Origin of the sequence: Streptomyces sp. NPDC058701 (assembly GCF_042715295.1) — a bacterium.
Taxonomy (GTDB): Bacteria; Actinomycetota; Actinomycetes; order Streptomycetales; family Streptomycetaceae; genus Streptomyces.
The window spans coordinates 1-21,495 of the sequence record NZ_JBHXSY010000056.1; the positions used below are offsets into that span (position 1 = coordinate 1).

Annotated in this window: 19 protein-coding genes and 2 pseudogenes; 12 read left to right on the forward strand and 9 right to left on the reverse strand. The window is 70.0% G+C overall.

Annotated elements, in window-relative coordinates:
• Nucleotides 1–129 precede the first annotated feature (129 nt).
• Nucleotides 130–1,656 carry a TerD family protein gene (locus ACFWW8_RS34100; protein WP_386535547.1) on the reverse strand — a complete coding sequence of 509 codons (1,527 nt, stop codon included), beginning with the start codon at nt 1,654–1,656 and terminating at the stop codon, nt 130–132.
• 596 nt (nt 1,657–2,252) lie between these two features.
• Between ACFWW8_RS34100 and ACFWW8_RS34105 the strand changes: the two are divergent.
• Together ACFWW8_RS34105 and ACFWW8_RS34110 are read left to right on the forward strand one after the other, a co-directional pair.
• Nucleotides 2,253–2,715, forward strand: a pseudogene (locus ACFWW8_RS34105) (transcriptional regulator); the annotation flags it as partial.
• Complete coding sequence (locus ACFWW8_RS34110) at nt 2,712–3,266, forward strand: flavoprotein (protein WP_386535550.1); 555 nt, start codon at nt 2,712–2,714, stop codon at nt 3,264–3,266. The pseudogene ACFWW8_RS34105 and the gene ACFWW8_RS34110, both read left to right, overlap by 4 nt.
• A 294-nt stretch (nt 3,267–3,560) precedes the next feature.
• Here ACFWW8_RS34110 and ACFWW8_RS34115 read toward each other — a convergent pair whose 3' ends face one another.
• The 3 genes from ACFWW8_RS34115 to ACFWW8_RS34125 all read right to left on the reverse strand — a co-directional run bounded on the left by ACFWW8_RS34115 (nt 3,561) and on the right by ACFWW8_RS34125 (nt 6,021).
• Nucleotides 3,561–4,247, reverse strand: coding sequence for a restriction endonuclease (locus tag ACFWW8_RS34115; RefSeq protein WP_386535552.1), 687 nt, complete (start codon nt 4,245–4,247; stop codon nt 3,561–3,563).
• Nucleotides 4,244–4,537, reverse strand: a complete 294-nt coding sequence (locus tag ACFWW8_RS34120) for a hypothetical protein (protein WP_386535554.1) — start codon at nt 4,535–4,537, stop codon at nt 4,244–4,246. Before ACFWW8_RS34120 ends, ACFWW8_RS34115 begins: the two co-directional genes overlap by 4 nt.
• A gap of 317 nt (nt 4,538–4,854) precedes the next feature.
• Nucleotides 4,855–6,021, reverse strand: coding sequence for a magnesium and cobalt transport protein CorA (locus tag ACFWW8_RS34125; RefSeq protein WP_386535557.1), 1,167 nt, complete (start codon nt 6,019–6,021; stop codon nt 4,855–4,857).
• 255 nt (nt 6,022–6,276) lie between these two features.
• Here ACFWW8_RS34125 and ACFWW8_RS34130 point away from each other — a divergent pair, with 255 nt between their 5' ends.
• Together ACFWW8_RS34130 and ACFWW8_RS34135 are read left to right on the forward strand one after the other, a co-directional pair.
• Nucleotides 6,277–7,386 (forward strand): winged helix DNA-binding domain-containing protein, encoded by a 1,110-nt coding sequence (locus ACFWW8_RS34130; RefSeq protein ID WP_386535559.1) that lies wholly within the window; start codon nt 6,277–6,279, stop codon nt 7,384–7,386.
• 45 nt (nt 7,387–7,431) lie between these two features.
• Nucleotides 7,432–9,132, forward strand: a complete 1,701-nt coding sequence (locus ACFWW8_RS34135; RefSeq protein ID WP_386535561.1) for an AMP-binding protein — start codon at nt 7,432–7,434, stop codon at nt 9,130–9,132.
• Between the two features lie 85 nt (nt 9,133–9,217).
• Here ACFWW8_RS34135 and ACFWW8_RS34140 read toward each other — a convergent pair whose 3' ends face one another.
• Nucleotides 9,218–9,706, reverse strand: coding sequence for a glutathione peroxidase (locus ACFWW8_RS34140; protein WP_351280845.1), 489 nt, complete (start codon nt 9,704–9,706; stop codon nt 9,218–9,220).
• Between the two features lie 51 nt (nt 9,707–9,757).
• Nucleotides 9,758–10,406 (reverse strand): annotated as a pseudogene (locus tag ACFWW8_RS34145) (hypothetical protein).
• Between ACFWW8_RS34145 and ACFWW8_RS34150 the strand changes: the two are divergent.
• Complete coding sequence (locus tag ACFWW8_RS34150) at nt 10,330–10,515, forward strand: hypothetical protein (RefSeq protein ID WP_386535617.1); 186 nt, start codon at nt 10,330–10,332, stop codon at nt 10,513–10,515. The pseudogene ACFWW8_RS34145 and the gene ACFWW8_RS34150 sit on opposite strands and share 77 nt — an antisense overlap.
• Before the next feature lie 316 nt (nt 10,516–10,831).
• On the forward strand, nt 10,832–12,619 hold the full coding sequence (gene gcl / locus ACFWW8_RS34155) for a glyoxylate carboligase (RefSeq protein WP_386535564.1): 1,788 nt from the start codon (nt 10,832–10,834) through the stop codon (nt 12,617–12,619).
• 865 nt (nt 12,620–13,484) lie between these two features.
• Here the strand turns inward: gcl and ACFWW8_RS34160 are convergent.
• The 3 genes from ACFWW8_RS34160 to ACFWW8_RS34170 all read right to left on the reverse strand — a co-directional run bounded on the left by ACFWW8_RS34160 (nt 13,485) and on the right by ACFWW8_RS34170 (nt 16,974).
• Entirely contained in the window at nt 13,485–14,942 is a 1,458-nt protein-coding gene (locus ACFWW8_RS34160; RefSeq protein WP_386535615.1) for a catalase, read from the reverse strand.
• A 233-nt stretch (nt 14,943–15,175) separates the two neighbouring features.
• Nucleotides 15,176–16,066, reverse strand: a complete 891-nt coding sequence (locus tag ACFWW8_RS34165) for a 2-hydroxy-3-oxopropionate reductase (RefSeq protein WP_386535567.1) — start codon at nt 16,064–16,066, stop codon at nt 15,176–15,178.
• Between the two features lie 74 nt (nt 16,067–16,140).
• Entirely contained in the window at nt 16,141–16,974 is an 834-nt protein-coding gene (locus ACFWW8_RS34170) for a TIM barrel protein (protein ID WP_386535570.1), read from the reverse strand.
• A 125-nt stretch (nt 16,975–17,099) separates the two neighbouring features.
• On the opposite strand from ACFWW8_RS34170, the gene ACFWW8_RS34175 reads away from it, so the two are divergent.
• From ACFWW8_RS34175 to ACFWW8_RS34200, 6 genes are all read left to right on the forward strand, one after another.
• Nucleotides 17,100–17,351 carry a hypothetical protein gene (locus tag ACFWW8_RS34175; protein ID WP_386535572.1) on the forward strand — a complete coding sequence of 84 codons (252 nt, stop codon included), beginning with the start codon at nt 17,100–17,102 and terminating at the stop codon, nt 17,349–17,351.
• A complete protein-coding gene (locus tag ACFWW8_RS34180) occupies nt 17,348–17,746 on the forward strand; it encodes a helix-turn-helix domain-containing protein (RefSeq protein ID WP_386535575.1) in 399 nt (132 codons plus the stop codon). The genes ACFWW8_RS34175 and ACFWW8_RS34180 overlap by 4 nt, the downstream gene beginning before the upstream one ends.
• Before the next feature lie 154 nt (nt 17,747–17,900).
• Nucleotides 17,901–18,407 (forward strand): 2-oxo-4-hydroxy-4-carboxy-5-ureidoimidazoline decarboxylase, encoded by a 507-nt coding sequence (uraD, locus tag ACFWW8_RS34185; RefSeq protein ID WP_384027915.1) that lies wholly within the window; start codon nt 17,901–17,903, stop codon nt 18,405–18,407.
• A gap of 7 nt (nt 18,408–18,414) precedes the next feature.
• The gene (gene uraH, locus ACFWW8_RS34190) at nt 18,415–18,819 is read left to right on the forward strand and encodes a hydroxyisourate hydrolase (protein WP_386535578.1); all 405 of its coding nucleotides are present in this window, start codon (nt 18,415–18,417) and stop codon (nt 18,817–18,819) included.
• 1 nt (nt 18,820) lies between these two features.
• Entirely contained in the window at nt 18,821–19,744 is a 924-nt protein-coding gene (gene pucL, locus ACFWW8_RS34195; RefSeq protein ID WP_267720235.1) for a factor-independent urate hydroxylase, read from the forward strand.
• Nucleotides 19,745–19,930: 186 nt separating this feature from the next.
• Nucleotides 19,931–21,334, forward strand: coding sequence for an 8-oxoguanine deaminase (locus ACFWW8_RS34200; RefSeq protein ID WP_386535582.1), 1,404 nt, complete (start codon nt 19,931–19,933; stop codon nt 21,332–21,334).
• Nucleotides 21,335–21,495 lie beyond the last annotated feature (161 nt).

Sequence of the window (21,495 nt, forward strand, 5' to 3'; positions counted from 1 at the left end):
TGAAAGATCACCTCGCCCCACACCGACCGCAACGATCCAGCGCAAGGCGAGTCACAGGACCCATCGGACACGGCCTAGGGGTTGAAGTCACGGACGGCTTCCACCTTTGGCGAGCACCGACACGATGGGCTATCCCACGTCGACTCCGTGTGCTCTGGCCAAGCCATCGAGTCCGTCGGCCCAACCCTGTCCGACTGCTCGGAGCTTCCACACCGAGCGGTGCTCGGCGGACCTGTGCCGGTACAGCTCCGCGACGACCATCGCGCGGATGGCCGGGTCGGCGGGTGGCTGGAAGGTCCAGGAAGTAGTGGCGCATCCCATGGACAGCTCTGCGTGGGTGAGGGAGCCGCATGTGAGTCCGGTGTCGACGTCCATGTTGATTGCGATCGTCATGCGCTGGACGTGCTCCGGCAGGGCTGCGAGGTGGATGGCGGCGCGCTCGACGGAGTGGGTGCCATCGTTCTGCTTGCCCAGGAGACGCGCGGCCCCCTGGGCGGCGGACGGCTGGTTGTAGAAGACGAAGTCCTCGTCGGAGGAGACCCGGCTCTGTGCGTCGGTGAGGAAGAGCGTGAGGTCGGCATCTGCGCCGGCGAAGCTGAACGCGACGGTCAGCCCTTCCCATGCCTCGTCGGGCAGTGTGAGGTTCTGCCCCGGCGTGAGCGACGTCGGGGCAGCGAGCACGGGCTGGCCCATGGAGGGCGGCTGGGCCACCGACGGGGTCTGGGTCCTCCACTCGGCGAACGTGTGGATCCGGTAGTGGTCCGGGGCCGGCGCATCGTGAGTGGCCGGAGCGTTGGCGAGGAGGTCGCCATCCAGGCCGGCGAGCGTGGCATCAACTGAGGCGGCGTCGTCCTGGGCATGGTCGAGCAGGCTTTGCAGGCCGGGCAGTCGACTGATGTCCAGCGGCTTGATGGTGCTCGCAAGATTTCCGGAGGCGGTCGTGCCGACGGCGCAGGCGATGTCCTGGCCGATGTCGAGGAACCGCAGCGCGTCCTCCGGCTGCCGCCAGGGGACCGACTCGATGGCCTGGCGGGTCCACCGGCCGTACGCCACGAACCCCAGCCGCTGGGTGTCCGGCATGCGGGTGATTACCGCGAGGTCGATCGCGGTGATCCCAGGTGCGACGGCGAAGCCCTCCTTGAGAGTGGCGATGACGTTCGACCCCATGGCCGTGAGCCACCACAGGACCCGGTCCCGCTTGGTCAGCGTCTTCAGCGTGGGGCGCCCGCTGGAGGTGACTCCAGGAGTCTGGTCGGGCAGTGAGTCGATGTCGTGCTGCCGCATCACCACGGACATCACGGAGGCGTCGACCCCGACAGCACAGCCGGCGGCGGGGTTGTCGGAGAAGGCGTGGTTGACCGTCTCGCACACGGTCGCCTCGTCGTTCGCGACGAGGGCCTGCCACCACTGCTGCGCCTCGGCGTTCAGCTCCCCGTGGACGCCGTGCAACCGCGCCTGCTCGGCAGCCAGGTACCCCGGAGCGTCGCGCTCGGCCCGCAGCTTCGCCTCCGCGCGCTCGGCACGGGCGAACACGCCGAGCCCCGCCAGGTGGAACGCCTTGGCCTCGGCCAGAGCCCAGGGCAGCCCGAGCTGCGGGGGCCCGGCTATCACCGGCGGGTGCACGGGGGAGAAGGACTGCAGGTGCACGCTGGTCATCTGCTGCCGCAACTCCCGCAGGTGTGCGATGGCCGCATCCCGTTCCGCCTCCTGCTGAGCCCGCTCGGCCTGCCGGCGCGCCCGTTCGAGCTGCGCGCTCGAAGGCCCGGCTGTCCGCGGACGCGAGCCGGAGCGGGTCGTCCGACTGGTACTGGTCCGGCGGCGCCCGCCGCCCAGCGCGGTAGAGGCATAGAGGGGCCCCATCCCCGACGAGAGCGTCGTCCGGCCGCCGCCCACGCTCACGCGTGCCATCCGCGGCCCGACGGACGTCCGTACGCCTCTCGTTGAGACACGCACACTCAGTCCGGGCACACCGACGCGGAAACCGAATCCCATGGAGCCTCCCCTGCTGCTGCGGGGAGTCTGTCACTACCCGGGCGCCGTTGCGTGAGGATCGGGGCATCTCGTCGACCGGCTGGAGGGGTCGTCCGAGATCGCACCCAGGCCTCTGCCCCAGCGCTTCTCGGCAGGAGATCATTTCGTCGGTTCAGCCCGAAAAGATTAGCTGCCAGCCCACTTCGAGAGGTACTCGCGGTCCAGTCGCTGTGATCGACGGCGCCCGGGACTCGGAAGCAGAGGGTTCAGCGGTTGGCCGGCTTCGCGGAGTCACGGCTGCCGGCAGGGCCGGGGACCGTGCTGCCACTGCAGAGTTCCTGGCCGAGGCCAAGGAGGTGGCGAGGTACGTCGCCCTAAACCACCCCGGCGCCTGGGCCAACTTTTGCCCCACCAACGTGGCCCTCCACGAGGTCAGCGCGGCCGTGTCCTTCGGCGACGCGGGTGTCGCCATCGACATCGCCCGTCCGCTCATGCGCCGACACATCCCGGTTCCCGAGCGCCGGGCCGCCCTATGGGTGGAAGCCGCCCGTGCCTACGCGCAGCAGGGCCGCCTCGCCGACGGCTACCAGGCCCTGCGGATCGCGGGCACCTGCGCAGCCCAGGACGTACGGCGCCCAGCCGTCCGGGACCTGGTCGCCGACATGGCAGCCCGAGATCGTCGGCGTACGCTGCCCGCTGCCAGAGCTCCACCACTTCAGCCGCCGACTGGGAGTACCCGCGTGACCGAGCCGCAGCGCAAGCCCTTCCTGTACGTCGTCGTCTGCGCGGCCGGGATCGCGGGCGACGTCGGCAAGCTGATCGACGCCGCGCACGAGCGGAGCTGGGACGTCAGCGTCGTCGCCACCCCGCAGGGGCTTCCCTGCCTCGACGTCGCCGCGGTCGAGGAACGAACCGGTTACCCCGTCCGCTCCGCCTGGCGCGCGCCCGGGGACGCACGGTCCTTCCCACCCGCCGATGCGATCGCCGTAGCCCCGGCCACCTTCAACACGGTCAACAAGTGGGCGGCCGGCTTCGCGGACAACCTCGCCCTCGGCATCCTCTGCGAGGCTCCCGGCATGGGCATCCCCACCGTCGTCCTGCCCTACGTGAACACCGCGCTCGCCGCCCACCGCGCGTACCGGCGCAGCCTCGCCGAGCTGCGCGAGATGGGCGTTCTGGTCGGGAGCTACGAGCCCCACCGTCCGAAGTCCGGCGGCGGTGCCGACCGCTTCCGCTGGGAGGAAGCCGTTGACCTCCTGGCTCCGTTGCTGGCGGCAGGGGCCGCCCACCACTGATCCTGCGACTGCCAGCGGGTAAGGCCTGCCGGCCTTTCACATCGGGCATGCTTGCGACCGGTGACCGGGAGGTTCCCGGTCACCGGTCGCAGAGTGCTGTTCCGGGCCCGTCAGTCTTCGTAGGGGAGAGCCATCGGTTGGGAAGGACTACTTCCAGGTCCTCGTCCCAGGTCCTCGTCTCGCTCCGAGAGCATAAGCTCGCCGCCGGGATCGGCGAGGCGCAGCAGACACCCGACTGCGTAGAGGTGCTGGTACACGAACCCGCGGTGAGTGGCTTTGATGCGGTCAGGCTGGTCAGTGTCGAGCGGTTCTAAGGCGGGAGCGCCTGGCGGACAATCCGAGCAGTTCATGCAAGGCCTTGCCCTCCTGGGCCCAGTGGTGCAGCCGGTCGCGGTCGACCCAGTGAACTCCGTGGCGGTCGCCCCAGGCCATGGCGTCACGGGTGAAGGAGCCGTTGGTGACGACGACCGCGTGGTCCGCCCTGTGCGCCGGCCCTGCCGTGCCCTTCACCGCATACATCACCGACGAGCCGACCTTGCCACCGACGCAGGTGTGCTTCGCCTGCACCACGATCCGTCCGAGGGGTACCAGGACGCCGATCACGTCTGCGGCCTGGTCGCCGCCGCGGCCCACCTTCGTGGCCGCCCATCCGTCGCGGATGAGGAGATTGCGCAGCGAGTACTCGAACTGCTGGTCGTCCATCACGTCCAGCTCGGCCAAGGTGACGCGCAGGCGAGCCAGCCTCTCGCTGTCCGTGCGGTTCCGGCGGGAGCGCCGTATCCGGAGGCAGGCCAAGCCGACGGCGAAGGCGAGACAGATCAGGGCCAGCAGCGGCCAGGCCTCGGCGGCCTTCGTCAGGAGGCGCGATGCGGCCTGTGCCAGGGCGACCGTGAGCGCGAGGGTGACAGCTGCCGCACCCAGGACGTCGGCGGTACCGCGCGGTCGCCACCAGACGCTTCGCCGTCGCCGCTGGGCCGTCACTGCCCGCCCGCTGGCGCGGAGACGGCCGGGTTCGGTGCGGGCTGCTGCTCGGCGGAGCTGTCGCCGAACCCGAAGACTTGGCCCCAGAGCCACACCACAGCACATAGGCCGGCCACTGCCCAGAGGCTCAGCCCCTTGGCGGACTTCGGACCCGGCTTGCGGCGGAGGTGGCTTCGTACGCGCACGTATCCGTCCGGAACCTTCGGCATGCTGTAACCCTCCCCATCGGTCCGCGCCATGCGGACCTCCAGATCGGTTGTAGCGTCGACCACTGACAGAACCTGATGCATCGTCATGATCGTGCGGGCGGCAAGGGCGTAAGTCGGCCATGCCTTCGGGAAGGCCTGCCCGACTCCATGGCCCGCTGGCCTGCGTCAAGGCATCCCGACTGTCTGCCGCGTTACGGAAATGCAGGGCGTACTGAATGGCCAGTTCCCAGGGAGCGCGGTCGTTGGCTACTGCGCCGGGCGCCGCCCCCGTTGAGGCGGCGGCGCCGAGTCCGGTCGACCCCTTGCCGCGCGTTCTCCCCAGATTCTCCCCACGGGGTCTCTAGGGCGTGGTCCGCAGTTCGCTCACGCTAAGTCGATCAAGCTTGTGTGATGATTCCCTACAGCCAGTCGCGCTTCTTGAAGACGAGGTACAGGCTGACGCAGACCACCGCCATCAGCAGGATCGCGAAGGGGTAGCCGGCCGCCCATTTGAGTTCCGGCATGGTCTCGAAGTTCATGCCGTAGATCGTCCCGACCAGGGTGGGGGCGAACAGGATGGCGGCCCAGGCGGAGATCTTCTTGATCTCCTCGTTCTGTTCGAAGCCCGCTTCGGCCAAGGCGCGCATTTCGGCGTTCTGCTGTTGGGAGACCAGGGTCGCGTTCACCGTGAGGATCTCCGTCAGGGCCTGGCGGAATCCGTCGACGCGCTCGCTGGTGTGCGTGACGTGGTCCGCCACGTCGCGGAGGTAGCGCTGGAGTTCCTCGTCCGTGCCGTACTTCGCGAAGCCCGCCATCAGGCTGTGGAGCATGCCGACCAGGGGGCGGGTCGCGCGTTGGAACTCGACTGTTTCACGGGAGAGTTCGTAGATGCGGCGGGACACCGCCGGGTCGCCGCGGAAGACTTCCGTCTCGATCTCGTCGATGTCCGTCTGGACCCCCTCGACGACCGGGGCGTAGCCGTCCACCACCGCGTCGAGGATGGCGTACAGGGCGGCCTCCGGGCCCAGGGAGAGGAGTTCCGGGGTCCCCTCCATGCGGCGGCGGACGCGGGAGAGGTCCGGGGCGGCGCCGTGGCGAACGGTGATCAGGAAGTCCGGGCCGACGAAGACGTGGAGTTCGCCGAACTCGACCTCCTCCTGTGCGTCGAGGTAGCGGGCGGCGCGCAGGACGACGAAGAGGGTGCTGCCGTAGCGCTCCAGTTTGGGGCGCTGGTGAGCCTCCAGGGCGTCTTCGACGGCCAGTTCGTGGAGGTTGAACTCCGCTGCCAGGGAGTGCAGTTCGGGTTCCGTGGGGCGGTGCAGGCCGATCCAGGCCATCCCCTCGGGTTCTTCGCGCAGCCGGCGGAAGGTGTCGGCCAGGGTGGCGGGGGAGGCGATCCGGCGGCCGTCGCGGTACACGGCCGAATCGACCACGGTGCTGTGGCCCGCCACCTGCCCGCCCGGCGGCACCGGCCGGTTTTCCGTCGGCGGGCCCGCCGGGGGTGTGGCGGGCGGTGCGGCGGGGCGGCGCCGGCCCGTGCGCTTGGCGTCGGACGGCGTCGGGCGGTGGTCTGGGCGCTCCGGCATCGCAGGTCGGCTTTCGGTCGAACGTGTGTTTACGGGCAAGGTGCAGGATATCGGGCGGCCGTGCCCTTCGTTCCTCGTCACCCGCCTCCGTCACCGTCTCCGTCACCCGTCTCCGTCGTCCGCCTCCCTCGCCCGCCCCCGTCGCCCGTCGCCCGCCTCCCTCACCCGCCGAAGCCACCGTCGGTCTTCGGCCCCGTCCCGCCAGATCCAGAGTTGCGGACACTTCCTGTCCGCAAGGCGGGCTAGCGTGCAGGCATGGCCTCCAGGACGACGCACCCCGTACTCGACACCCGGGCACTGAACCGTGCCACGCTCGCCCGCCAGCTGCTGCTGACCCGCGCCGAGATGTCCGCCCTGGACGCGGTCGGCTACCTCCTCGGGCTCCAGGCGCAGAACGTCAAGCCCCCCTACTTCCAGCTCCACGCCCGCCTCGCGGGCTTCCGCCCCACCGAGCTCGCCGGGCTGATGGAGTCCCGGGAGGCGGTCCGGATCGTCACCATGCGCTCCACCATCCACACGCACACCGCGTACGACGCGCTGACGCTGCGGCCCCTCGTCCAGCCCGCCCGGGACCGGGAGGTCGCCTACTTCCGCACCGGCCTCGTCGGCGTCGACCTCGACGCGCTCGCCGCGCGCTCCCGGGAGTTCGTCGAGGCAGAGCCCCGCACCATGGGGGAGATCCGCGCGGAACTGCTCACCCACTGGCCGGACGCCGACCCGCAGTCGCTCGCCGTCGCCGCCCGTTGCCTCCTGCCACTGGTCCAGGTCACCCCCCGCGGGGTGTGGGGGCGCAGCGGCCAGGTCCGGCTCACCACCGTCGAGAGCTGGCTCGGGAAGCCCGCCGCACCGGCGCAGCCGGTGGACGAGGCCGTGCGGCGCTACCTCGCCGCCTTCGGGCCCGCCTCCGTCAAGGACATGCAGCTCTGGGCGGGCCAGACCCGACTGAAGCCGGCCTTCGAACGGCTGCGGCCGGAACTGGCCGTCTTCCAGGACGAGAACGGCGTGGAGCTGTTCGACCTGCCCGACGCGCCCCGCCCCGACCCCGGCACCCCGGCGCCGCCCCGCTTCCTCCCGGAGTTCGACAACCTCCTCCTCTCGCACGCCGACCGCTCCCGCGTCGTCACCCCCGAGGCCAAGGGGCGTACGTGGACCGGCAACCAGGCCCACCGCACCCTGCTCGTCGACGGCTTCCTGGCCGGGCTGTGGACCATGGACGGGTCCGCCGTCACCGTCGAGCTCTTCCGGAAGGCCTCGGCCACGGAGAAGAAGGCCGTCACCGCCGAAGCGGAGCTGCTCGTCGCCGCCCTGGGGGAGGGCGCGGGCGGGGCCGCCGCCTCCGTGCGCTTCGGGTCAATCCACGGCTGACGCCGCTCTGGTGCCCCGTACGGCGAACGCGGCACGATGCCTGCCATGACGACCGACAGCACGGACCGTAAGCAGAACAGCGCCACCGGCCAGTTCCTCGCCGCCCGGGACTTCCTCCTGGAGCGCCGGGGGGACTACGAGGCCGCCCGCGCCGGCTTCACCTGGCCCCGCCCCCACCGCTTCAACTGGGCCCTGGACTGGTTCGACCACATCGCCGCGGGCAACGACGCCGACGCCCTGCGCATCGTCGAGGAGGACGGCACCAGCGAGAGCCTGTCCTTCGCGGAGCTGGCCGTACGGTCCGACGCGGCTGCCAACTGGCTCCGCGACCAGGGCGTCACCCCGGGCGACAGGATGCTGGTCATGCTCGGCAACCAGCGCGAGCTGTGGGAGGTGATGCTCGGGGCGATGAAGCTGCGCGCCGTCGTCATCCCCGCCACCCCGCTGCTCGGCGCCGCCGACCTGTGCGACCGGATCGAGCGGGGCGGCGTACGGCACGTCGTCACGCGCAGCGAGGACACGGCCAAGTTCGACGCGGTACCCGGCGCCTACACCCGGATCGCGGCCGGCCCGGACGCCCCGGCGGGCTGGCGCCGGCTCGCGGACATGTACGCCGCCCGGGACCCCTTCGCTCCCGACGGCGAGACCCTCGCCACCGACCCGCTGATGCTGTACTTCACCTCGGGCACCACCGACCGCCCCAAGCTCGTCGAGCACACGCACGCCTCGTACCCCATCGGGCACCTCTCCACCATGTACTGGCTCGGCCTGCGCCCCGGTGACGTCCACCTCAACATCGCCTCGCCCGGCTGGGCCAAGCACGCCTGGTCCAACCTCTTCGCCCCCTGGAACGCGGGCGCGACCGTCTTCGTCCACAACTACGCCCGCTTCGACGCCGAGCGGCTGATGCGTGAGATGGACCGGCACGGCGTGACCACCTTCTGCGCCCCGCCCACCGTGTGGCGGATGCTGATCCAGTCCGACCTGACCGTGCTGGCCCGGCCCCCGCGCGAGGCCGTCGCCGCCGGCGAGCCGCTCAACCCGGAGGTCATCGAGAAGGTCCGCGAGGCCTGGGGGGTCACCATCCGCGACGGTTTCGGCCAGACCGAGACCACCCTCCAGGTCGGCAACTTCCCCGGGGTTCCGGTCAAACCCGGCTCCATGGGCCGCCCGGCCCCCGGCTACACGATCGTGCTGCTCGACCCGGTCACCGGCAAGGAGTCCCCCGACGAGGGCGAGCTCTGCGTCGACCTGCGGACCCGGCCCGCCGGGGTGACGACCGGCTACCGCGACGACCCGGACCGCACCGCCGAGGCGATGGCGGACGGGCTCTACCGCACCGGGGACATCGCCGCGCGCGACGCCGACGGGTACCTCACCTACGTCGGGCGCTCCGACGACGTCTTCAAGGCCTCCGACTACAAGATCAGCCCGTTCGAGCTGGAGAGCGCCCTGCTGGAGCACGAGGCCGTCGCGGAGGCGGCCGTCGTACCGGCGCCGGACGCGCTGCGCCTCGCCGTACCGAAGGCGTACGTCACCCTCGCGGCCGGCTGGGAGGCCGGACCGGAGACGGCCCGGGCCCTGTTCGAGCACTCCCGCGCGGTGCTGTCCCCGTACAAGAGGATCCGCCGGATCGAGTTCGGGGACCTCCCGAAGACGGTCTCCGGCAAGATCCGCCGGGTGGAACTGCGGGAGCTGACGGCGGCCGGCTCGGCGGCGGAGTACGACGAGGCCGACCTGACCTGAGCCGCGCCGTCCCGTACGGGCCGGTCACCCGAGCCGCGGGCCCGTACGGGACGCCGTACGGGACGCCGTAAGGGCACGGCCGCCGCTACGCCGGCAGGTGCGCCTCGATCGCGGCGACGACCTCGGGAGCCTCGGGCTCGGTGCGCGGGCGGAAGCGGGCCACGACCTCGCCCGCGGGGGAGATGAGGAACTTCTCGAAGTTCCACTGGACGTCGCCGGCCTCGCCCTCGGCGTCCGGGGTCTTCACCAGCTCCTGGTAGAGGGGGTGCCGGTTCTCGCCGTTGACGTCGGACTTCTCCAGCATGGGGAAGGTGACGCCGAAACCGGCGGCGCAGAACGTCTGGATGTCCTCGGCGTTTCCGGGCTCCTGCCCGCCGAACTGGTTGCAGGGCACGCCGACGACGGTGAAGCCCTTCGCCTCGTACGCGAACTGCAGACGGGCCAGTCCCGAGTACTGCGGGGTCAGCCCGCACTGGGAGGCGGTGTTCACCAGCAGGATCGCCTTGCCCTTGTGGGCCGCGAGGCTGGTCGGCTCGTCGGACAGGGTCGTCAGCGGGATGTCGTACAGGCTCATCGGGCACTCCTCGGCGGGAAGGCGGGTACGTGATGGTTGGCGCCTCCGAGCCTAGGCCCCCGTCCCGATCAGTTCGTCCGCCGGGTCGTTGACCGGCTGCGGTACGCCGGTCAGGTCCATCACGAACAACGGGATCCCGAGGTCGTCCGCGCGGGTGCGGGCGTCCTCGGTGTACCCGGCGAGCGAGAAGTAGACGCTGGTCGCGGAGGCGGTGAGCCCGGTCAGCCAGACGCACTCCACCGCCCGCAGTCCGGCCGGCGACGTGGTCGGGTCCACCTGCGCGACCAGCCCGGGGGCCCGCAGGTCCACCGCCGCGGCCGGAACGGGCCGGCCGTCGGGCTGCCGCACGTCCTGGAAGCCGAGCCAGCGCAGGTACAGCGCGGCCGTGGTCACCGCGTCGCGGGCCGTACGGATGGTCACCGGGCGGAACGCTGGCCGGGGCGGTCGGCGGCAGCGGTATGTGCGCCGGGTGCGCGTCGCGGCGCGGATCGCGCCGGGAGGTGCCGGGCCGCGGGGGACCGCCCCGGCCCGGCGGGCGGACCGGCGGACCGGACCCGCCGCGGCCCGCGGAGCCGGCCGGGCCGGTGTCCGCCGCCGGCGGATGGACGGGGAGCCGTACGACCGTGCCGCACGAGCCGCAGCCGACCTCGGGCCGCGGCCACGCGTCCTCCCGCCCGCAGGCCCCGCACCGCACCGGCACCCAGCTGTCCGACCAGGTGCGGTGGGTCAGCGGTTCGGGCGGCGCCGTCAGATCGAGGGGCGGGGCGACCGGGCTACCGCACGCGCAGGGGAAGACCGGGGCGGTGTAGCCGTTCTCCCGCAGGCACGCCGGGCAGCGCACCGGTACCGCGTCCGCCATGGACCTCGACCCCCTCCGTCGCTGTGCGTGGGTCCATGCTCCACCACCGGCGACCGTCCGGGCGAGAGCGGACGCCGAATCCCGCCGAATCCGGCCGGGGATGCCGGTTTTTGTGCAACACACCGAGCGGGACGCGGCTTTTGGTGGCTTCCGGGGTCCCGTACCGCCTTGACGTGTGCGGAGCCGCCGCTTAGCTTGTTCCGTATAGCAGAACAATACTTCCGGATTACGGAAAAGCCTGACCGCCAGACCCGCAGGAGAACCTGATGCCTCGTATGACAGCCGCCGCCGCTGCAGTGGAGATCCTCAAGCTCGAGGGTGTCGAACAAGCGTTCGGCGTGCCCGGTGCTGCGATCAACCCGTTCTACCGCGAGCTCAAGAACGTGGGCGGCGTCAAGCACACGCTGGCCCGCCACGTCGAGGGCGCCTCGCACATGGCCGAGGGCTACACGCGGGCCAAGGCGGGCAACATCGGTGTCTGCATCGGCACCTCGGGCCCGGCCGGCACCGACATGATCACCGGCCTGTACTCCGCGATCGCGGACTCGATCCCGATCCTGTGCATCACCGGTCAGGCCCCGGTCGCGAAGCTCCACAAGGAGGACTTCCAGGCCGTCGACATCGCCTCGATCGCCAAGCCGGTCACCAAGAAGGCCACCACCGTCCTGGAGGCCGCCCAGGTTCCGGGCGTGTTCCAGGAAGCCTTCCACCTGATGCGCTCCGGCCGTCCGGGCCCGGTCCTGATCGACCTCCCGATCGACGTCCAGCTGACCGAGATCGAGTTCGACCCGGAGACCTACGCGCCGCTGCCGGTCTACAAGCCGCGCGCCACCCGCGCCCAGGCGGAGAAGGCCCTGCGCTTCCTGCTGGAGTCCGAGCGCCCGCTCATCGTCTCCGGCGGCGGTATCATCAACGCCGACGCCTCCGACCTGCTGGTCGAGTTCGCCGAGCTGACCGGCGTCCCGGTCATCTCCACGCTCATGGGCTGGGGCACCATCCCGGACGACCACGAGCTGAGTGCGGGCATGGTCGGCGTGCAGACCTCGCACCGCTACGGCAACGCGACCTTCCTGGAGTCGGACTTCGTCCTCGGCATCGGCAACCGCTGGGCCAACCGCCACACCGGTTACAACCTGGACGCCTACACCAAGGGCCGCAAGTTCGTCCACGTCGACATCGAGCCCACCCAGATCGGCAAGATCTTCGCCCCGGACTTCGGCATCGCCTCCGACGCCAAGGCCGCCCTGGAGCTCTTCATCGAGGTCGCCAAGGACCTCAAGGCCGAGGGCAAGCTGCCCGACTTCAGCGCCTGGGCCGACTCCGCCCAGGAGCGCAAGGCCACCCTGCAGCGCCGCACGCACTTCGAGAACATCCCGATGAAGCCGCAGCGCGTGTACGAGGAGATGAACAAGGCCTTCGGCCCGGAGACGCGCTACGTCACCACCATCGGCCTCTCCCAGATCGCCGGCGCGCAGATGCTGCACGTCTACAAGCCGCGCAACTGGATCAACTGCGGCCAGGCCGGCCCGCTCGGCTGGACCATCCCGGCCGCGATCGGCGCCGCCACCGCGGACCCGGAGACCCCGATCGTCGCGCTCTCGGGCGACTACGACTTCCAGTTCATGATCGAGGAGCTCGCGGTCGCCGCGCAGCACAAGGTCCCCTACGTCCACGTCCTGGTGAACAACGCCTACCTGGGCCTGATCCGCCAGGCGCAGGGCGGCCTCGGCATCAACTTCGAGGTCAACCTCGAGTTCGAGAACATCAACACCCCCGAGCTGGGCGTCTACGGCGTCGACCACGTCAAGGTCGCCGAGGGCCTGGGAGTCAAGGCCATCCGCGTCACCGACCCGGAGAAGCTGGGCGAGGCCTTCGAGCAGGCCAAGAAGCTGGCCCAGGAGTTCCAGGTCCCGGTCGTCGTCGAGGCCATCCTGGAGCGCATCACCAACATCTCGATGAGCAAGACGGTCGACATGAGCGACGTCACCGAGTTCGAAGAGCTCGCGACCGAGCCGGGCCACGCCCCGACCGCGATCAAGGCCCTCAAGGTCTGATCGTCCGCCGCCCGGTCCGCCGCCGGCCGGGCGCCGTACGCGCGACGACCCCTGCCCCCTCCGCTAGGAGGGGGCAGGGGTCGTTCTGCGTCACCCGCGGCGACACCGTCCCGGTGGGACGCGGTGTGCCGGTGCCGGTGCCGGTGCCGCGTGCGCCGCGTACGCCGTGTACGCCGTCCCGTGTGAGCCGTGTGAGCCGTGTGAGCCGTGTGAGCCGTGGGCTCCGTCGCGGGGGCGGGGGCCGAGCTCGGCGTCCACCGTGCCGGTCCAGCGGGACGCGCGCCCGGTCCAGGGTGAGAGAGCCGGCCTCTGCGGTGTCCGTCGAAGACGGCACTGGCCCGCAACTCGCCCCACGCGGTGCTGTTCTCGCGGACCCGGGCGTGTCCTGGAGTTCGCTCAGGAGCAGGAGCAGGAGCAGGAGCAGGACCGCGCGGGCGTCCCGGGGGAACGACAGAGCGCCGAGTCACGGGACCGTCCGTGACTCGGCGCTCTGATGTGTGACCGCCCGACGGGGCGAGGCTGGCGCGACAGGACGTTCGCACCGCCGGGCGGAGTTCGTGGTCCCCGGCGTGCGGGGCCCCTGTGCGCGGCCCCCGTACGCGGGGAACGGGGAGGATGGGTGTGGCCGGGACCGTGGCGGACGGCGACGAGAACTCCGGCGTCGTCTCCCTCAGGTCAAGAGACGGGCCTCGGAACCCATGACCACCGCACTGGCTCGCACGCCCGCCACGGTCCTCACGCGGCGCCAGCCGCATGGGCTGGCGCGGTCTGCCCTCGCCGCGCACCACCCCTCATCCGGGTCCGCGGGTCGGGCTCGGTACCCGGGGCCTGACCTCCCGTCAGGCCCCTGGCACGGCTTGTCGGCTCAGGCGTCGCGCAGGGCGCGGACGGCCTCCTCGACGCGCTTGCCGTAGTCGGCGTCGGCGGCGTGGAAGTGAGCCAGGTTCTTCTCGATGACGTGCTCGAGGGTGACCTGTGAGAGGCCGCCCGCGATGTTCGCCACCAGACGCTGCTTGGCGTCCTCGGACATCAGGCGGTAGAGCTCACCGGCCTGGAAGAAGTCGTCGTCCTTGGTGTGCGCCGGAGCCTCGTGGGTGCCCGTGTAGCCGGAGACGGCCTGCGGGGCGCCCAGTGCCAGGCCGGTCTCGGCCGGACCCTGGTACGAGTTGGGCTCGTAGTTCTTGTCGTGGCGCGAGCCGTTGCGCAGCGCCATGACGCCGTCGCGGCCGTAGTTCTCGGCCTTCGCGGCCTTCGGGGCGTTGACCGGCAGCAGGGTGTGGTTCACACCGAGGCGGTAGCGCTGGGCGTCGGCGTACGCGAAGAGGCGGCCCTGGAGCATCTTGTCCGGCGAGGCGGTGATGCCCGGGACGAAGTTGTTCGGGGAGAAGGCGGACTGCTCGACCTCGGCGAAGACGTTGTCCGGGTTGCGGTCGAGGACCAGCCGGCCCACGCGCTGCAGCGGGTAGTCGCTGTGCGGCCACACCTTGGTGAGGTCGAACGGATTGAAGCGGTAGTCCGCGGCCTCGGCGGCGGGCATGATCTGGACGTAGAGGGTCCAGCTCGGGTTCACGCCGCGCTCGATCGCCTGGAGCAGGTCGGTCTGGTGCGAGTTCGCGTCGGAGCCGACGAGCTCGGCGGCCTGGTCCGAGGACAGGCAGCGGATGCCCTGGTTCGTCTTGAAGTGGTACTTGACGAAGAAGGCCTCGCCCTGGGCGTTGGTCCACTGGTACGTGTGGGAGCCGTAGCCGTTCATGTGGCGGTAGGACGCGGGGATGCCGCGGTCACCCATCAGCCAGGTGATCTGGTGCGTCGCCTCGGGGGCGTGCGCCCAGAAGTCCCAGACGTTGTCCGGCTCCTGCTTGCCCGTGAAGGGGTCGCGTTTCTGGGAGTGGATGAAGTCGGGGAACTTGATCGGGTCCTTGATGAAGAACACCGGGGTGTTGTTGCCGACCAGGTCGTAGTTGCCCTCTTCGGTGTAGAACTTCAGCGCGAAGCCGCGCGGGTCGCGGACCGCGTCCGCGCCACCCAGCGAGTCGGCCACGGTGGAGAACCGCAGGAAGGTCTCGGTCTTCTTGCCGACCGTGTTCAGGAACGCGGCGCTGGTGTACGCGGTGACGTCGTCCGTCACCTCGAAGTGACCGTACGCGGCCGAGCCGCGGGCGTGGACCACGCGCTCCGGGATGCGCTCGCGGTTGAAGCGGGCGAGCTTCTCAAGGAGCTGCTGGTCCTGGACCAGGAGCGGGCCACCGACGCCGGCGGTGGCGGAGTTCTGGTTGTCGGCGACCGGGGCGCCGGACTCGGTCGTCAGCGTGCGCTTCGACATGGTGACCTTCCGTACGGGTAACTGCCGACGGAAAGTGTCTTCCGTCATGCGGAACAGCCTAATTTCGGCACGAACTAAACGTCAACAGTTTGTTGAACAAAGTTGAAGGAGAGGTGATCCGGACGGCGCCGGCACTTGGGCGCGACAGGACAGGTGTCAGCACCGGCGCCATCCGGAAACTCAAGGCCCCCGCGAGGGGAAGGGGGTGGCGGCCCGGCGGAGCGGGCCGGCCGTCAGACCTGCGAGCCGGAGAGGCGCTCGACGGCCCGCAGCAGGGCCGAGTGGTCCAGGCCGCCGTCGCCCTGGGCGCGCAGCGAGGCGACCAGCTGGGCGACGACCGCGCCGACGGGAAGGGCGGCACCGACGTTGCGGGCGGCGTCGGTGACGATGCCCATGTCCTTGTGGTGAAGGTCGATCCGGAAACCGGGCTTGAAGTCGCGGTTCAGGAAGTTGTCCTTCTTGCGGGTCAGGACCGTGGAGCCGGCCAGACCGCCGTTGAGGACGTCCAGGGCGGCCTGGAGGTTCACGCCGGACTTCTCGAGGAAGACGACGGCCTCGGCGCACGCCTGGATGTTCACCGCGACGATGAGCTGGTTGGCGGCCTTCACCGTCTGGCCGGAGCCGTGCGGGCCGCAGAGCACGATGGTCTTGCCGAGGGCTTCCAGGACGGGCAGGGCCTCGTCGAAGTCGGCCTGCTCGCCACCCACCATGATCGACAGTACGGCCTCGATGGCGCCGGCCTCGCCGCCGGACACCGGGGCGTCGATGACGCGGATGCCCTTCTCGGCGGCGTTCTTGGCGAGGTCGACCGAGGTCTGGGGGGTGATCGACGACATGTCGATGACCAGCGCGCCGGACTTCGCGTTCTCGAGGATGCCGTTCTCGCCGTACGCGATGGCCTCGACCTGCGGGGAGGCCGGCACCATCGTGATGATGACGTCGGCGTCCTCGACGGCCTCGGCGATCGAGCCCGCGGCGCTTCCGCCGGCGGCGGCCAGGCGGTCCAGCTTGTCCTGCTCCAGCGTGAAGCCGGTGACCGGGTAACCGGCCTTCAGGAGGTTCTCGGCCATGGGGGAGCCCATGATTCCGAGACCGATCCAGGCAATCTTGGGGAGGGTGCTCATGATGAGGGTCCTTCTCTTAATGCTTTGTACGAAAAGTTCGTGACGTGCCTGGCTGATCGCCCGGACTTTGTCCGCTACTGCGCGGCGCGGGCCTCGGCCGGCAGCCACGCGAAGGAGGCGGCGGCGTCGGCGGCCTTGTACTCCAGGCCTACGTAGCCCTCGTACCCGGCCTTCCTCAGCTGGTCGAGCAGCTCCTCGAGGGGCAGCTCGCCGGTGCCGGGGGCACCGCGTCCGGGCTTGTCCGCGATCTGGACGTGCCCGGTCTTGGCGGCGTACTTTTCGATGACCTCGGAGAGGTCCTCATCGTTCATCGCCAGGTGGTACAGGTCGAGCAGGAACTTGGCGTTCCCGAGGCCGGTGGCCTCGTTCACCTTGTCGACGACCTCGATGCCGGCCGGGGCGCTCACCAGGGGGTAGAGCGGCGACTCGGGCTTGTTGAGGGTCTCGATCAGGAGGATCGCGCCGACGCGGTCCGCGGCCTGAGCGGCCACGACCAGGTTCTTCAGGGCGAGCTCGTCCTGGACGGCGGGGTCCACGCCTTCGACGCGGTTGCCGTACAGGGCGTTGAGCGCCTTGCAGCCGACCGAGGCCGCGAAGTCCGCGGCCACGTTGATGTTGGCGTTGAAGCGCTCCGACTCCGCGCCGGGTACCGAGACCGCGCCGCGGTCCGGGCCCGGCAGTTGGCCGGCGTAGAAGTTCAGGCCCACCAGCTGGGTGCCGGCGTCCTCAAGAGCCTTCTTGAGGGCGTCGAGCTCCGCCTGGGCGGGAGTGGGGGTCTCGACCCAGGGCCACCACAGCTCGACCGCCGTGAAGCCGGCCGCGGCGGCAGCCGCGGGACGCTCCAGGAGCGGGAGTTCCGTGAAGAGGATCGAAAGGTTTACATCGAAGCGCTGGTCCGTGTATCCCATGAGGGGTGTGCGCTCCTTCCGTATTGCGGAAGTTAGTTTCTGCTTGATGGAAGACTGCATGGGCCTCCGCGCGGATGTCAAGTGCGGACTCCCGAAAAATCATGACCGCGGGGTAGCTTGACCGCGTGCGATTGAGAGTGGAGTTCACGACCGAGCCCTTCGACCTCGAAGAGGCCCCCGCCCATGCCGTGGCCGCTCGCGAGGTCATCCAGAAGGCCCAGCTGGACGCGGTGGACGTAGGCCCCTTCGGCAACACCGCGGAAGGGGAGGCCGCCGAGGTCCTGGACGCGGTGGCCGCGCTGCTGCGCGGCTCGCTGCGGGCCGGCGCCACCCGCGTGTCGCTCCAGGTGAACGTGATCGGGGAGGACGCCCAGTGACCGAGCCCCGTGACCACCCCTTCGTCGCCGCGGTCAAGCCGCTGGTGGACGCGATGGGTGGCGAGCTGATGGACCCGTCCCTGGCCCAGCCCGACGACGTCGTCCTCTCCTGGGAGGGTCGGGACGTACTGGCCGTGCGCCTGCCGCAGCTCTCGGACTCGCTGGACCACATCCTCGCCGCCCTGGAGCGCCGGCACGGCGTACCGTTGTCGAAGCTGGACCGGAAGGCCAAGCAGGACGTCGTACGGATACTGGAGGCGCGGGGCGCCTTCTCCGTGCGGCACGGCGTGGAGACGGTCGCGGGCGCCCTGGGCGTCAGCCGTTTCACCGTATACAACTACCTGAACAGGGACGCCGCCCTCCAGAAGGGGCCCGACAAGGGCAGCCCGGAGTGAACGGTTCCTGACCCACGGTGACGAGCCGCCGCCCTATTCATCCGGGCGGCGGCTTTTGTGTACGGGAAGTTTCAACAAAGTGTTGACGCCGTGTTGTCGAGGGCGTTAGCTATGCGCAGCCCGTCAAAGCAACAACAGGCCACGGAGGCCTACCGTGACTTCGAGTCCGACCCCGGGTCTCACCCGGTTCAACGCCTTGGACGACAGCGCGGCCGCGGCCGAACTGCACGAGGTCTGCGCCAGTTCGGCTTGGGGCGGCAAGCTTCTCGCCCAGCGCCCCTTCACCACCGTCGAGTCCCTGTTTTCGGCCAACGAGTCCGCCATGGCGGAGCTCACCGCCGAGGACCTGGGCGAGGCCATGGGGGGCCACGCGCCGATCGGCCGCCCGAAGCCGGGAGACCCGACCTCCGCCCGCGAGCAGCGCGGCATGGCCGGTGCCTCGGAGGAGCTGAAGAACGAGCTCCTCGAACTGAACCTGGCGTACCAGGAGAAGTTCGGCCACGTCTTCCTCATCTGCGCCACCGGCGCGACCGGTGAGTTCATGCGGGACGCGGTCAGGGTCCGGATCGACAACTCGCCGGAGCAGGAGCGGGAAACCGCCCGCGGCGAGCTCGTCAAGATCAACAAGATCCGCCTGACCCGCCTCGTAGAAGGAGAGTGACCCGATCATGAGCACCGAGACCACCGCGTCGGTGTCCACGCACATCCTGGACACCAGCGTCGGCAAGCCCGCCGAGGGTGTCGCCATCTCGCTGTCGGCCCGTACCGGGCCGGACGGCGCGTGGGCCGCCCTGGGCGGTTCCGCCACCGATGGGGACGGGCGCTGCAAGGACCTGCCGGCCCTGCCGGAGGGCACCACCCACGTACGTCTCGACTTCGAGACCGAGTCGTACTTCTCCAACAAGCACCGTTCCAAGAAGCAAGCCGAGGCGCAGCAGGACGCCCCCCGCGTAAGGGACAGCGGTGCGTTCTTTCCGGAAGTGACGATCACCTTCGCTGTCACCCCCGGCGAGCACTACCACGTACCGCTGCTGCTCAACCCGTTCGGCTACTCCGTTTACCGAGGGAGCTAGCATGGCCACGATTCTCGGCCAGAACCAGTACGGCAAAGCAGAGAACCGCGTCGTCAAGATCACGCGGGACGGCGACACGCACCACATCAAGGACCTGAACGTCTCGGTCGCCCTCTCCGGCGACATGGACGACGTCCACTACTCCGGCTCGAACGCCAACGTCCTGCCGACGGACACCACCAAGAACACGGTGTACGCGTTCGCCAAGGAGTACGGCATCGAGTCCGCCGAGCAGTTCGGCATCCACCTGGCGCGCTGGTTCGTGAACAGCCAGGAGCCGATCCAGAAGGCGCGCATCCGGATCGAGGAGTACTCCTGGTCCCGGATCGCGACCTCGGACGCGAACTCCAAGTTCATCGGCGCCGACGAGGTGAACCACTCCTTCGTCCGCGAGGGCATGGAGACCCGGGTCACCCAGATCACGTACGACGGCAAGAACTGGGAGGTCATATCCGGCCTCAAGGACCTGACCGTCATGAACTCCACGAACTCCGAGTTCTGGGGGTACGTGAAGGACAAGTACACGACGCTGAAGGAGGCCTACGACCGCATCCTGGCGACCCAGGTTTCGGCCCGCTGGCGCTTCGCCTGGTCCGATGACGAGCAGCGGATGCCCAACTGGGAGAAGTCCTACGCCGAGACCCGCAAGCACATGCTGCAGGCCTTCGCGGAGACCTACTCCCTGTCGCTGCAGCAGACCCTGTACCAGATGGGTTCGCGCATCATCAACCACCGTTCGGAGATCGACGAGGTCCGCTTCTCGCTCCCGAACAAGCACCACTTCCTCGTCGACCTGGAGCCCTTCGGCCTCAAGAACGACAACGAGGTCTACTTCGCAGCGGACCGCCCGTACGGTCTGATCGAGGCCACCGTCCTCCGGGACGGCGTCGATGCCCGCATTCCCGTGGACATGACCAACCTCTGATGCGGTACGCGTGTCCCGGGGCCCCGCAGTGGCCCCGGGGCGCGACACCTCGCACTTCCTGAATCGGCACCCGGACGCACCACACGGGGCGGCAGTACTGTCAGCTGTCAAGGCCCCCGGCTCCGGCACTCAAATCCCCAGGGTTTTGCCGTGCCCGCACCGCCACTGAAAGCACGAGGAAGTCCCATGGCAGCATCGGCAGCCCTTGACGGCGCAGTAGAGCGCATCGTCATCGAGAACTGTGCGATTGCGACCGTCGACGCGAACGACACCGAGTACGCCTCGGGCTATGTGGTCGTCGCCGGCAACAAGATCGAGTCGATCGGTGCGGGCAAGGCCCCCGAGAAGCTCGACAATGTGGTCCGCCGCATCGACGGCACGGGTCACCTCGTCACCCCGGGTCTGGTCAACACCCACCACCACTTCTACCAGTGGATCACGCGTGGTCTGGCCACCGACCACAACCTCTTCAACTGGCTGGTCGCGCTGTACCCGACGTGGGCGCGCATCGACGAGCAGATGACGTACACGGCCGCGCAGGGCTCCCTGGCGATGATGGCCAAGGGCGGCGTCACCACCGCCATGGACCACCACTACGTCTTCCCCAAGGGCTCCGGCGACCTCTCCGGCTCGATCATCCGCGCCGCGTCCGAGATGGGCGTCCGCTTCACCCTCGCCCGCGGTTCCATGGACCGCAGCGAGAAGGACGGCGGCCTGCCGCCGGACCACGCGGTCGAGACCCTCGAAGGCGCGCTCGCCGACACCGAGGCGACCGTCAAGAGGCACCACGACTACTCCTTCGACGCGATGACCCAGGTCGCCGTCGCCCCGTGCTCGCCGTTCTCGGTCTCCACCGAGCTGCTGAAGCAGGGCGCCGAGCTGGCCCGCCGCCTCGGCGTGCGCATGCACACCCACGGCAGCGAGACCGTCGAGGAGGAGCAGTTCTGCAAGGAACTGTTCGGCATGGGCCCGACCGACTACTTCGAGTCGACAGGCTGGCTCGGCGAGGACGTGTGGATGGCGCACAGCGTCCACATGAACGACTCCGACATCGCCGCGTTCGCGCGCACCAAGACCGGTGTCGCGCACTGCCCGTCCTCCAACGCCCGTCTGGCCGCCGGCATCGCCCGGGTACCGGACATGCTCGCCGCCGGTGTACCGGTCGGTCTCGGCGTGGACGGCACCGCCTCCAACGAGTCCGGCGAGCTGCACACCGAGCTGCGCAACGCGCTCCTCATCAACCGCCTCAACCCGGTGCACCGCGAGCGGGCGCTCAACGCCCGCCAGGCCCTGCGACTCGGCACGTACGGCGGCGCCCAGGTGCTCGGCCGCGCCGACAACATCGGCTCGCTCGAGGTCGGCAAGTGCGCCGACCTGGTGATGTGGAACCTGAGCACCCTGGCCCACTCCTCGATCGCCGACCCGGTCACCGCGCTCGTCTTCGGCGCGGCCGCCCCGGTCACCCTCTCGCTGGTCAACGGCAAGCAGATCGTCGAGAACAACCGACTCCTCTTCGCCGACGAGGACGCCATCGCCGCGTCCACGCGGGAAGAGGCCCAGCGCCTCGCGCGCATCTCCGCGCAGGCCTGATCCCCGGAGTCCGACCGGGGGGGACGGCCTCCGGCCGGCGGCCGCGGACCCGAGCGGGGTCCGCGGCGGCCGTTCCCGGGAAGCGCCCGAGGTGATCCGAGGGCGCCCCCGGGGGCGGTCATTCGTACCGCCCGCACCGCGCGGACACCCGCACCGCGCCA

Bases quoted from the DNA above. Each gene is read 5' to 3' on its own strand.
- ACFWW8_RS34100 (WP_386535547.1), bottom strand. From the start codon at position 1,656: ATGACCAGCGTGCACCTGCAGTCCTTCTCCCCCGTGCACCCGCCGGTG.
- ACFWW8_RS34120 (WP_386535554.1), bottom strand. From the start codon at position 4,537: ATGCATCAGGTTCTGTCAGTGGTCGACGCTACAACCGATCTGGAGGTC.
- ACFWW8_RS34125 (WP_386535557.1), bottom strand. From the start codon at position 6,021: ATGCCGGAGCGCCCAGACCACCGCCCGACGCCGTCCGACGCCAAGCGC.
- ACFWW8_RS34130 (WP_386535559.1), top strand. From the start codon at position 6,277: ATGGCCTCCAGGACGACGCACCCCGTACTCGACACCCGGGCACTGAAC.
- ACFWW8_RS34135 (WP_386535561.1), top strand. From the start codon at position 7,432: ATGACGACCGACAGCACGGACCGTAAGCAGAACAGCGCCACCGGCCAG.
- ACFWW8_RS34140 (WP_351280845.1), bottom strand. From the start codon at position 9,706: ATGAGCCTGTACGACATCCCGCTGACGACCCTGTCCGACGAGCCGACC.
- gcl (WP_386535564.1), top strand. From the start codon at position 10,832: ATGCCTCGTATGACAGCCGCCGCCGCTGCAGTGGAGATCCTCAAGCTC.
- ACFWW8_RS34160 (WP_386535615.1), bottom strand. From the start codon at position 14,942: ATGTCGAAGCGCACGCTGACGACCGAGTCCGGCGCCCCGGTCGCCGAC.
- ACFWW8_RS34165 (WP_386535567.1), bottom strand. From the start codon at position 16,066: ATGAGCACCCTCCCCAAGATTGCCTGGATCGGTCTCGGAATCATGGGC.
- ACFWW8_RS34170 (WP_386535570.1), bottom strand. From the start codon at position 16,974: ATGGGATACACGGACCAGCGCTTCGATGTAAACCTTTCGATCCTCTTC.
- uraH (WP_386535578.1), top strand. From the start codon at position 18,415: ATGAGCACCGAGACCACCGCGTCGGTGTCCACGCACATCCTGGACACC.
- pucL (WP_267720235.1), top strand. From the start codon at position 18,821: ATGGCCACGATTCTCGGCCAGAACCAGTACGGCAAAGCAGAGAACCGC.
- ACFWW8_RS34200 (WP_386535582.1), top strand. From the start codon at position 19,931: ATGGCAGCATCGGCAGCCCTTGACGGCGCAGTAGAGCGCATCGTCATC.